Annotated in this window: 11 protein-coding genes, 1 tRNA gene and 1 rRNA gene; 2 read left to right on the forward strand and 11 right to left on the reverse strand. The window is 37.4% G+C overall.

The window, feature by feature from the left end; all coding sequences use genetic code 11:
* Positions 1 to 69: 69 nt before the first annotated feature.
* The 10 genes from ACMKPP_RS09015 to ACMKPP_RS09060 form a co-directional block, all read right to left on the reverse strand.
* Complete coding sequence (locus ACMKPP_RS09015; protein WP_418369618.1) at positions 70 to 756, reverse strand: dTMP kinase; 687 nt, start codon at positions 754 to 756, stop codon at positions 70 to 72.
* A 2-nt stretch (positions 757 to 758) separates the two neighbouring features.
* Positions 759 to 2,240, reverse strand: coding sequence for an aminotransferase class I/II-fold pyridoxal phosphate-dependent enzyme (locus tag ACMKPP_RS09020; protein WP_412198676.1), 1,482 nt, complete (start codon positions 2,238 to 2,240; stop codon positions 759 to 761).
* Between the two features lie 57 nt (positions 2,241 to 2,297).
* Entirely contained in the window at positions 2,298 to 2,876 is a 579-nt protein-coding gene (gene pth, locus ACMKPP_RS09025) for an aminoacyl-tRNA hydrolase (protein WP_008600525.1), read from the reverse strand.
* Between the two features lie 10 nt (positions 2,877 to 2,886).
* Positions 2,887 to 3,840, reverse strand: a complete 954-nt coding sequence (locus ACMKPP_RS09030) for a ribose-phosphate diphosphokinase (protein WP_004693255.1) — start codon at positions 3,838 to 3,840, stop codon at positions 2,887 to 2,889.
* Positions 3,841 to 3,967: 127 nt separating this feature from the next.
* A complete protein-coding gene (gene glmU / locus ACMKPP_RS09035) occupies positions 3,968 to 5,341 on the reverse strand; it encodes a bifunctional UDP-N-acetylglucosamine diphosphorylase/glucosamine-1-phosphate N-acetyltransferase GlmU (protein ID WP_004693251.1) in 1,374 nt (457 codons plus the stop codon).
* Between the two features lie 131 nt (positions 5,342 to 5,472).
* Positions 5,473 to 6,291: a pur operon repressor gene (gene purR / locus ACMKPP_RS09040; RefSeq protein WP_004697116.1), complete on the reverse strand. Its 819-nt coding sequence runs from the start codon at positions 6,289 to 6,291 to the stop codon at positions 5,473 to 5,475.
* Between the two features lie 226 nt (positions 6,292 to 6,517).
* Entirely contained in the window at positions 6,518 to 7,126 is a 609-nt protein-coding gene (locus ACMKPP_RS09045; protein ID WP_024060198.1) for a peptidoglycan-binding protein, read from the reverse strand.
* Positions 7,127 to 7,388: 262 nt separating this feature from the next.
* Complete coding sequence (gene nhaA, locus ACMKPP_RS09050; protein ID WP_024060197.1) at positions 7,389 to 8,561, reverse strand: Na+/H+ antiporter NhaA; 1,173 nt, start codon at positions 8,559 to 8,561, stop codon at positions 7,389 to 7,391.
* A 35-nt stretch (positions 8,562 to 8,596) separates the two neighbouring features.
* A complete protein-coding gene (nhaA, locus tag ACMKPP_RS09055) occupies positions 8,597 to 9,754 on the reverse strand; it encodes a Na+/H+ antiporter NhaA (RefSeq protein ID WP_004693243.1) in 1,158 nt (385 codons plus the stop codon).
* 97 nt (positions 9,755 to 9,851) lie between these two features.
* On the reverse strand, positions 9,852 to 11,183 hold the full coding sequence (locus ACMKPP_RS09060) for a PepSY-associated TM helix domain-containing protein (protein WP_008600513.1): 1,332 nt from the start codon (positions 11,181 to 11,183) through the stop codon (positions 9,852 to 9,854).
* A gap of 138 nt (positions 11,184 to 11,321) precedes the next feature.
* On the opposite strand from ACMKPP_RS09060, the gene ACMKPP_RS09065 reads away from it, so the two are divergent.
* Positions 11,322 to 11,395, forward strand: a tRNA-Gly gene (locus ACMKPP_RS09065).
* An 88-nt stretch (positions 11,396 to 11,483) separates the two neighbouring features.
* Positions 11,484 to 11,693: a TOBE domain-containing protein gene (locus ACMKPP_RS09070; RefSeq protein ID WP_004693239.1), complete on the forward strand. Its 210-nt coding sequence runs from the start codon at positions 11,484 to 11,486 to the stop codon at positions 11,691 to 11,693.
* A gap of 564 nt (positions 11,694 to 12,257) precedes the next feature.
* Here ACMKPP_RS09070 and rrf read toward each other — a convergent pair.
* Positions 12,258 to 12,360, reverse strand: a 5S ribosomal RNA gene (rrf, locus tag ACMKPP_RS09075); the annotation flags it as partial.

Genomic DNA, 12,360 nt, shown 5'->3' on the forward strand with positions numbered 1-12,360 from the left:
TCCTATCAATACATGCTCAATATTAATATTATATAGGAAAAAGGCGACTTTTAAAAGAGTCGCCTTTTTCTAAGGTAGTAGATTTTCTACTACACTATATACATCATTATGAATTTCTTCAATAGTACGCAACGTATACTGACTAGACTTAGCTTTATAAGCACAAGGTATGCGGTGCCATTGATAACGCTTTACTAATTCTTCATACGCACCGTGAACGGCTACTAAATATGCATGATTTCCTTCGTGAATATCACCAGTATTGCCTCCTGTTTTACCAGTGCGCTCCGCCATAAGGGCTTCGCTCACTTCAAGGGGCATATCTAAAAGGCATACCGCATCAGGTTTAGGCAATCCAAATTTTTGGAACTCAAAATCTTCAAGCCAATCTAAAAATGCAGTGCGTTCCTTCGGATCATCGTATTTTACCATTTGGTGCACCATGTTAGACGTTGTATAACGATCTGCAATGATGATTCCCCCATTTTTGTAAAACTGTTCCCAGTCAGTTCTGAAGGAAGCAAATCGATCGATGGCATACATAGAGCTTGCCACATAAGGATTTACATCATGTACATCTTTACCAAATTCACCAGCTAAATACATTTTAATAGGCATAGCGGCGCCACTATCATAGTTTGGAAAGCTCACAGACTTAACGGCATGCCCTTCTTTGGTCAAGCGTTCTACTAAGAGTTTAGCTTGTGTAGCCTTACCGCTGCCGTCTCCGCCTTCTAATATAATCAAAGTCCCCATAATTACTCCTGTAACACCCAAATTGTTTCCAATGTCATATCATCAGACCCATTAGGTACATAACCTAGAGCCTTTCGATTCTCTATATATTGTAACACAGAGGCACTAATCTCTTCACCTACTGCTACACAGGGAATCCCCGGTGGATAATAAGCAATTGTCTCCCCTGCAATACGATGAAGTGCTTCTTTTAACGGTATTTGCTCACGATTTGCATACATAGCATTACGAGGAGTTATGCGCACAATAGGCGCTGGCAGCAGCGCAGAATCTTTACTAATGTCTTGCAATTGCTCTTCCTCTGCATTATTAAATTCTTTAAATGTACGTAACACCTTTTCACTTACAGCTTGTACAGCCTTAATAAGAGCAGTTACAGACTCGTTTGTATCACCTATGGTAATAAGCACTAACACATGATTTGCCTGTACTAACTCCACTTCGATACGATGATTGCGCAATAAATGTTCAAATTCTACACCTGTTAAACCTAAGCCTTTTGCATCAATCAGCACCTTAGTACAATCATAATTTATTACCCGCTCTTGAATATCTGTATATTCCATAGTAGCAATACCAGAAATTTTATTGAGTTCCTCACGTAAGTACATACTCAACTCTAGTGCACGACTTACTAAATCATTACCTGCTGTGGCTAATTGATGGCGCGCCATATCTAAGGAAGCAAGGAAAATATAGTTTGGACTCGTACTTTGTAGCATTTGATGCATTTGCGTAATACGCCGCTTATCAATTTTTTTACCTTGCCCTAATAGCCAAGATGTTTGTGTCAAAGAGCCAACAGATTTATGTGTACTTTGAGCCACCAAATCTGCTCCAGCCTCTATAGCCTCTATAGGTAAACTTTCAGAGAACGGCAAATGAGGCCCATGAGCTTCATCAACAAGTACAATAAGTCCCCGCTTATGAGCCTCTTGTATGATATTAACAATATCTATGCCCACGCCATAATAGTTTGGATAAACTAAAAGAATCGCCTTTGCCTCTGGATGTGCATCCATTGATTTGATAGCATTTTCTAATGATACACCTAGTGGAATTCCCCAGCGTTCATCAAAATCACAGTCCATATATACTGGTTTGGCTCCTGAGAGGACAAGCCCACTAATAACGGAACGATGTGCTTCTCGAGGAATGATAATGATTTCATCAGGCCCTACAGTCCCCATAATCATGGCTTTGATCAAAGCTGTAGTACCATTAATAGAAAACCAACAAAAATCAGCTCCATATAATTCGGCTGTTAAGTCTTGCGCTTCTTTTAATTCCCGTTCAGGTTCATGTAAATCATCTAAAGCGTACATAACACCTAAGTCATAGGGTAACGCTGGCCCCATCCAATTCTTTAACAGTTGAGGTGCTTCAACGCCTATCTTATGACCTGGCGTATGAAAGGGCACAAAATGTTGTTCTTTATATGATTCTAAAGCCTCTACAAAAGGCATTTTTTCTTGATTACTCATATGTACCTCGTAAAAAGGGCATGAATCTCAATGAGACTCATGCCCTTATGCATGTATTTATCGCTGTGGACGACGTTTAGGATTGAATTGATTCATGCCTTTATCAATACCTACCTCTAAAGTACCTAATACAGCTTTTACCGTATCCTTAATACCTTTTTGCACCTTCTCTTGCGACTCTTCACTAAATGGTGCTAAAACGTGATCAATGACAGTCCATTGTGGCAATGGACGTCCAATTCCTACGCGGAATCGAGGAAAATTTTCTGTTCCTATATGGGAAATTAAAGATTTAATCCCATTATGTCCACCCGAACTACCATTTGGTCGAATACGCAACTTACCTATAGGTAAATCCATGTCATCATAGATACAATACACATCAGATGGATCAATTTTGTAGTACCGCATTAACGGTCCTACAGACTCACCACTTAGATTCATAAATGTTTGCGGCTTTACAAGTAATACTTTCTCACCATCTACGGTAATACTGCATACCTCAGCACGTTGCTCCTCTCTCCAAGGCGTGTGAGGGACACTATCGGCTATGGCATCAATAACCATAAATCCAATATTATGTTTTGTCTTTTCGTATTGCTTGCCGGGGTTACCGAGGCCTACTACTAATTTCAAGAATCACCTATTATTTATCAAACAAATTACTTACAGATACTTCATGGAAAATACGCATAATTGCTTCACCCAACAATGGAGCTACGGATAATTGCGTAATATTTGGTAAGTTGCAATTTTCCGGCAATGGAATAGTATTAGTAACGATAAGTTCCTTAATATTGGAATTTGCAATTCGTTCACTTGCCGGATCTGTCAACACTGCATGTGTAACAGCGGCGGTAACGGATTTAGCACCGAATTCTTCCAATGCTTTAGCACCTTCAACCAAGGATCCAGCCGTATCTACGATATCATCGATAATAATACAGTTTTTACCTGCCACATCACCGATGAGATTCATAACTTTAGCCACACCTGGTTCAGGGCGTTTTTTCTCAATGATTGCAATCGGTGCACCAATGCGGTCAGCCAAATCACGAGCTCTTGTAACACCGCCAAGGTCAGGAGATACAACGATAACATCTTCCATATTTTTTTCATTAATATATTTAGCCAAAATAGATGCGCCAAACAAATGATCTACAGGCACATCAAAGAAACCTTGAATTTGGCCTGCATGCAAATCAATTGTTACAAGACGTGTAATACCTGCCGTTTGCATCAAATTAGCTACTAACTTAGCTGTAATCGGCTCACGACCGCGAGTCTTACGGTCTTGGCGAGCATAGCCATAGTAAGGAACTACTGCAGTGATATGACGTGCAGAAGCGCGTTTTAACGCGTCAGCCATAACCATGAGTTCCATTAAATTATCATTTACAGGATAGCTAGTTGGTTGAATGATAAATACATCTTTGCCACGTACGCTTTCATCAATCATTATTTGTACTTCGCCATTGTTAAAACGACCTACAAATGCTTCACCTAAAGGCAACCCTAAATAATCACAAATTTCCTTTGCCAATGCAGGATTTGCATTACCTGTGAAAATCTTGAGTTTTTTGCCGTCTTCAAATGCCATTTTGTTACCCTTTCATTTGCTCCTATACTGGTTACTTATCCATAATCCATACATTACAGATACACACTATTGCCTTTTTATTGTATACTATTTTGACCTAATTGTGTTAAAAAATATGAGATTTTTTTTATTTCTTTTTGAAAGTATCCTCTGTTACCCAATTATCTTTCACAATTTGCTTGCTACGACCTACCGCCAAGGCCTTATCTGGTACGTTTTTAGTAATAGTTGAGCCCGCACCTACATAGCTATAATTACCTATTGTTACAGGAGCAACTAAGTTACTATTACAACCAACAAATGCACCATCACCAATAGTCGTACGATGCTTAACTTTCCCATCATAATTTACGGTAATAGTGCCACAGCCAATATTAACACCGGCCCCAACATCACTATCGCCGATATAGGAGAGATGTGGAAACTTGGTACCTTCCCCAACAATAGAGTTCTTAACCTCTACAAAGTTACCTACATGAACCTTATTACCTAAAACTGTATTTGGACGCAAATGGACATATGGACCTACATCTACACCGTCTTTTACTTCACAGTCATGACCATAAGTAAAATGGATAATCGTATCATTACCGACTTTTACATTCGTCAAACGAGTATGTGGTCCAATTTCACAACGTTCACCAATGATAGTATCACCTTCAAGGACTGTACCAGGATGCAAAATTGTATCTGCACCTACTGTTACCTCAGGAGCCACATAGGTATTTTCAGGGTCAATAATTGTTACGCCAGCAGTCATTAACTCAACATTTTTACGATGTTTTAATATAGCTTCAGCCTCTGCTAATTGCAAACGTGAGTTTACCCCTAAAGATTCTTCAAAATCCTTAGTCATGTATGCACTTACCTTGTCGCCACCATTTACGAGAATACCTACTACATCAGTAATATACAATTCACCTTGGGCATTATCATCAGATAATTGATCTAAGCAAGGCCATAGTTTTTTACTATCAAAAGCGTACATACCTGTATTTACTTCTTGAACCGCTAATTCTTCAGGTTTACCATCTTTCTGTTCTACGATACGAACTACAGAACCCACTTCATTACGAATGATACGTCCATAACCAGTTGGATCCGGCATATGAGCAGTTAAAATTGTAGCTGCTGCACCGGAATTTTTATGTTCTTCTAAAAGCGCTTCTAAACTTTCTTTTGTAACCAGGGGAGTATCACCGCATAACAATAAGATTGTACCATCATAATCACCAAGTACTGGTTGAGCCATCTTAACTGCATGACCTGTACCATTTTGTTCTTCTTGACGAACAAATTCAGCACGCTCTCCCAAGTAATTTTGTACTGCATCGCCACCAAAACCAACGATAACAACATCGCGATTGGTACCAATGGATTGAACCGTTTCAAGAACGCGTTCTACCATCGCCTTACCGCCGACCTTGTGTAACACTTTTGGCAATTTAGACTTCATACGCGTGCCCTTACCAGCAGCTAAAATAAGGCTTGCAATATTCATAGTAATCTCCTATCTGTTATCTCTTATATCTCTAAACCATTTTAAATATTATTTACGTCATTATTTAGCCCATAGGTCAATACTCAATATAAACCATTATATCAGCCTATAATCTTCCTAATATTAATGATTTACTCTGCATCTAACACAGGCTCTATACTAATTTTCTTTGTATTTTCATCGATACCATAAAAAGTAAATAGTGATTCATAATCATCGATCAACTTCGGACTTGGTTCAGCTGTAGCTACAAGAACACCTGTGCCAACAACGACGCCACTCATTTCAAGAACTAATTCTTTAAGCCCCTTAGCGGTACCGCCAGCTTTCATAAAGTCATCGATAATTAACACTTTCGCATTTGGAGGAATTGCCCGTTTAGTTAGAGTCATAGTTTGAATGCGCCCAGAGGAACCTGTTACATAATTGATACTAATAGCAGAACCTTCTGTTACCTTACTATCACGTCTAGCAATAACAAGTGGTTTATTGAAAGCTCTCGCTACCATTACAGCCAAAGGAATCCCCTTTGTTTCTACAGTCAAAATATAGTCTGGTTCACGGTCCACGAAACGAGTCATAATAATCTCACCCAGACGTGTCATTACATGCCAATCATATAAGATATCAGACATATAAATAAAACCACCTGGAATGATGCGATCTGGCTCCATTAAACGAGCTTGCACATCGCGTAGAATATCGTTCGCTTGTATTCCCTTGCGATGCGGAATAAATCGTACCCCACCAGCTACACCGGCCACCGTTTCTAAGGTCCCCAGTTGAAAGTGTTCCATAGACTGCCTTACACATGTTAAATCTTCACTAACCGTTGATTTAGCCATGCCAAAAAAGTCGCAAAAGTAATTTAAAGGAATCAATTTTTGCGGTGAATCAACTAACAGTTTTGTCATTGCCACCATTCGTTCTACGCGCCGTACTTTATCCATAGGATTATCCTTTACCATTCATCATATAACTATTAAGTATGCTTATTAATTTAACATCATGAGTCATCATCATATATCTATTATTTATTATACCATATTTTCCGAATATTCGAGGTTTTGAATACATTATAATTCGGTAAAAGAAAAACTCTCTAGCATGTTATACAAGAATATGATTGTAGTCTATACATCTATCATATAATCATATAAAACTAGAGAGTTATCATTATAAAATATAAACCTTTACAGATTGACGTCCAAACTGCAATGCTTCTGCACGAGAATCAAAGGCTAAATCAATGCGATGCCCTTTAATAGCACCACCTACATCGTCAGCTACAGCATAGCCATAACCTTCAATATATAATCGCGTTCCCAAAGGAATTAATTTAGGGTCTACAGATACAAGTCCCTTCCGTAGACGACTGCCTGTAGCTGTATATTTTCCGTTGCCAGGATCTTGAGATGAATAGCCACTAGCCTCCATCGTTAAAACTTTAGAGTATTTATTAGGCACTCCATTATGATCGCGTTCTGTGCCATGTCCACCATAACGAGTCTCCATCTTTTCTAAAGCATTCATCGTAGCAGGACCAACACGACCATCTACAGCGAGCCCTTTAGATTTTTGAAATTTTCGAACAGCTTGTTCTGTATTATGACCGTAAATGCCATCTATAGAATCATGTAAAAAACCTTGATGCTTTAACATGGTTTGCACCTTACTAACGTGATGCCCTCGTTGTCCCCGATCAATAGTTTTTGCTAATGATACAGAGGATACCATTACAATCATACAAACAAGCGTACATGCAATAATTATTTTTTTTATCATATACACCTCACCTTACATTAAGTAGTATACTATACAGTTTTAAATAATCTATAAACCATAAAAGTTCTATTAATATCAATAATTCATATATATTAAATTATAGTTATAGTATAGTTTTAAGGGTGTATTACATATATATCATAAAATTATAAGATACCAATGAAAATCTCCATTATATCCTGCAAGAATATTCGCTTAGATTACTTCTAAAGTCGGAAATACTCTTCAGTCTATAATGGAGATTTAATAGTTTTATTCAATTTTAGCAGTTATGGTATACACCAATATGACATTCTTTTCGGTTTGCACCAACAAGTCTTAAGAAGATGTAGCCGAATAATGCAGAGATTAATGAGCCAAGTATAACGCCACCTTTTGCCATTTCTTGAGCGTGACCGGGTTCAAATGCCAAGATAGATACGAAGATACTCATTGTAAAGCCTATACCACATACAATCGCAGTACCATATACATGCTTCCAATTAGCTTCTGTCGGCATTGGTACAAGGCCACATTTCACCATCGCAAATACTGCACCAAAAATACCTATTTGTTTCCCTATAATAAGGCCTAATGCAACACCAAGCACTACAGGATGCGTTAAGTCATTAACAGATACATTACGTAAATCTACACCAGCATTAAAGAATGCAAATATTGGTACAATTAAAAAACTAACCCAATTGGACAATAAATGTTCCCAATGTTGCATTGGGCGAACATACTTACGGCCTCGTTTGCCTTTTGAAGGAATTGTCATAGCTAAGATTACACCAGCCATAGTTGCATGTAAACCAGATTTTAATACACAATACCAAAGGATAAACCCTAGAATGATATATGGTAAAGGTCGTACATATCCTTGCTTATTACAATAGATTAAAGCAGCTACAACTACGACAGCTGCACCTAAATACATCATGTGAATACTTGACGCATAGAAGATTGCAATTACGATGATAGCAATCAAATCATCTATAACGGCAAGAGCTGTTAGAAATACTTTCATTGAATTCGGTACTCTAGAGCCTAATGCAGATATAATACCGATGGAAAATGCAATATCCGTAGCAGTTGGTATTGCCCAACCATGTATATATTCAGAATGAAAACCTGCAATTAAGTAGTAGATAAAAGCGGGCGTTAGAACACCAAATAATGCGGCAATGCCTGGCATCACACGCTTAGCATTAGTATTAAGCTCACCTGATACTAATTCACGCTTAACTTCGAGACCTACAAAAAGGAAGAAGATTGCCATCAATGCATCATTAACCCATTCTAAAATTGTTAGATTACCTATATGGTGATTAACGATTTGAAAGTATTGTTCAGATGATGGAGAGTTCGCTAAAATTAAAGCGAGTACTGTTGCTCCTAGGAGTACAGATGTAGCTGCACCTGGAGAACGTAAGAAAACAAAAATGCGTTCCATTTGAATCCTTTCTATACTTACAAAAGATTATTTTATTAAATTTTACCACGCATCTTGCGTATTTGATAAGCTAAAATTAGGACAATCGCACCTAGCAAGCCTGCCGTGATTGATCCTATAAAGATACCTACCTTAGCCATTTCTTGTGTTATACCTGGTGGGAAAGCCAGTGTAGCAACAAAAAGGCTCATAGTAAAGCCAATACCACACAAAATAGCTGTCCCATAAATTTCAGGCCACGTCGTTTTTGTAGGCATCTTAATTGCCTTAGATTGAACCAAAATGTAGACGGCAGAGAATATACCTAATTGTTTTCCTAAGATTAAACCGAATGAAACACCTATGATTACAGGATGGAATAAATTATCTATGGAAAAATCAGCAAAGGATACACCAGCATTTAAAAAACTAAATAATGGTATAATTAAGAAGTTTACCCAATTGCGTAAAGCATGGGCCCATTCTTCCATAGGATATACTACCTTATCTATAACTTTACCTTTAAAAGGAATTGTCATAGCCAGTACAACACCAGCAATGGTAGCATGCACACCAGATTTTAAAACTAAATACCAAAGAACTAATCCTAGAACACAATACGGAAGTGGTCTTAAATAGCCTTGCTTATTAGTATAAATCAGTAAACCAGTTACAGCCGCAGCAGCTATTAAATCCATAAAATTAACGCCTGCCCCATAAAAGAGAGCAATAACGACTATGGCAATCAAGTCGTCAATAATAGCTAATGCAGCTAGAAAGGCTTTCATCGCTGTAGATACCTTATTACCAAGCATTGTAATAACGCCTATAGCAAAAGCGATATCTGTAGCGGTAGGAATCCCCCAACCATGTCTATATTCTGGCATATATCCAGCCGCAAAATAATACACAATAGCTGGCGTAATAACACCTGCAAATGCGGCTAATACGGGAAGCACACGTTTCGCCTTCGTATCAAGCTCCCCAGAAATCATTTCCTTCTTGATCTCTATACCAACATAAAGGAAAAAAAGAGCCATTAAGGCATCATTTACCCACTCCAGTATAGTCATTGGACCAAGGTGTATTTGCATGACTGCAAAATACTGTGCTGCAATCGGTGAGTTCGCCACAAGAACGCCTAAAATAGCAGCGGACAGCAAGGATATCCCACCAGCAGACTCTGACTGGAAAAATGCTTTTATAAAATTCATAATAACTACCACTTTCTGAGTCATAAATAATAATACGTATTTTTATGTATATAAAAACAACTATATTTATTATTATATCATTTCAGTTCGAAAATAATCAATATTGTTTACTTTCTTTAAGTAAAGAGATAAAAAATACAATAAGTGATACAGTTAAACAAATAGCAGCAATCGTATTCATAACAGGATTTTGCCAAAGTGGTAGAAGCAATCCTATAAGAACAGATATACTACAAAATAATGGTGTACGCCAAATATGCTTTTCCTCTACCGATACTTTAGATAGAATTACATCTGATTTTTTATACTTTCTAATAATAGTCATCATAAGTCCAGTCACGATACCAATAATGAGAACAATATCCCATATAGCCCACAATATCTTCAGAGCCATCGTATTATGATTATGAATATGTAGGTTAATCATAGTCGTCATACCTGTAAAATACCATGGAACTGCTTTAGTAGAAAATCTATCATTACTAGAATCGACATACAAGTTAGCATATACAGGCTGTCCAAGAAACATAGCTGGATCATCATCATTTTCTGCACCTAAATAAAATGCATAATGGTAATTGTTAAACTTAGATGGATAATCCATAGAAATAACTTGTCGATCTGGATATACTTTCATTATACGAGAAATTGCTTCTGATGGTTGCAATATTTCAGATTGTCCAATCGAAAGTTCCTGTTTAGCATTATGAAGTACATCGGCATTATAGTTATCATTTGCAATAAAAAAGCCCCCAATCCATACACCTGTTATACATAATATAAATCCCCAGACCGTTGCAACTATTGAGAATTCACGATGTAATACACCTATTTTCATTTTCTTAGATAAAACAGAGGCTTTAGAATAACTTTTACGAAATGGACCATATAAAAAAATCCCTGAAATAATAGTGAGACTACATAAAAATGATAAGAATGTTACAATATATATGCCAATTTTACCTAAATCTAATCGTGTATGTAATTGATGAAGAGTATGTAACATACTACGAATCCAAGGATGTACAGGAGGCTCATTATGTGAAGTAATCAGTTCTTTAGATATAGGATTATATAAAACATAATCCCCACCCATTCCCATGCGAGCTGGAGGTGCTACCGTAGCCGTAGATTCAATAATACGATACCGTAAAATATGTGTAGCCCCCATAGCAGGGGATATATTCAAAATATCTTTTGATGGATATTTCTGTTTAACAAGTAGTGCCCCCTGATCAGCATACTTAAATATAGATTCTTCATGTTCATTCATCGACATTATAGCTGATGAATGATGTATTGTTCCACCTTGAGCCCATGCATTTAACTCAGTTCGAAACATGAGTACTAATCCTGTAATACAAAACATTAAGAAGAAAATTAAGGAAATGATAGATAACCATTTATGAACTTTATATACTTTTGACATACGAATTCCTCCTTTTCTATTATTTTATACATCTAGATTGAAAGTAATTCAATACATTTACTACTATAGGTATAATCATAGATATATCTATGATTACTTGAATGTATATGTAAATATATGATACAATATTTACATCGTGCGGGCGTAGTTCATCGGTAGAATGCGAGCTTCCCAAGCTTGAGAGGAGGGTTCGATTCCCTTCGCCCGCTCCATATAATTTGTGATGTAATGTATATCACAAATTATATGCAAAATATTATAATATATATACTTTTTGTATTGTTTTTTAAGGAGATATCCATGAAATTAAGTGCAAGAAATCAATTAAAAGGTACTATCGTTGAGATCCAAGAAGGCGCTGTAAATGCAATCGTAAAAATCAACGTAGGTAATAATAATATTGTTACTGCTGACATTACTATTCAATCCGTTAAAGAATTAGGCTTAGCAGTTGGCAAAGAAGTTGTCGCTGTTATCAAATCCACTAGCGTAATGGTTGGTGTAGAATAATAAAGAATTAGAGCTGCTTAGGCAGCTCTTTTTTTGTATATATATTAAATTCCTAATAAGTTGTTATTAATATATAGGCTCTATGATTTTGTGATCATGGGGCTTGTTATTTACATAAATATGGAGTTGCTCAACTAGTTTACGGTTCGATACCATTGGTGCTGCGCACCGCGGTATCGATTAGATAAAGTTTATTTACATATATTTAAAGTAGCTCAACTGCTTTACGGTTCGGTAACATTGGCACGTTGTGCCTCGTTACCGTATGGATTAGTTAGATACTACCATTAGCCGCGGCTTCCTATCAATCCTCACTGTGGATTTCCCTTCTCTGCTTCGCAGCTCGGTAAATCTTACGTTCGGAAGAAAGCGATGCAGTGAATCTGTCGTCGTTTCACTCCTCCATCTTCTACTGCCCTGCTTTTCCCAGGGCCGTCTTACACGGACACGTACATAGATACAACCTCTACAACCTTGGCTGGAGGCTGCTCTAGTAGGGTTAGCTAGTCGAAGACTAGCAAAAAGAAAAAGGCCTACCTTTAGGTAGACCTTTTTCTTTTAGTCAATCAGCGGCTTCCTATCCTCCCAGGCCGTCTCCAGCCAAGTACTTTCGGCGTTTATGAGCTTAACTACTGTGTTCGAGATGGGAACAGGTGGATCCTCATAG

The organism is Veillonella parvula (assembly GCF_048309325.1).
Taxonomy (GTDB): Bacteria; Bacillota; Negativicutes; order Veillonellales; family Veillonellaceae; genus Veillonella; species Veillonella parvula_T.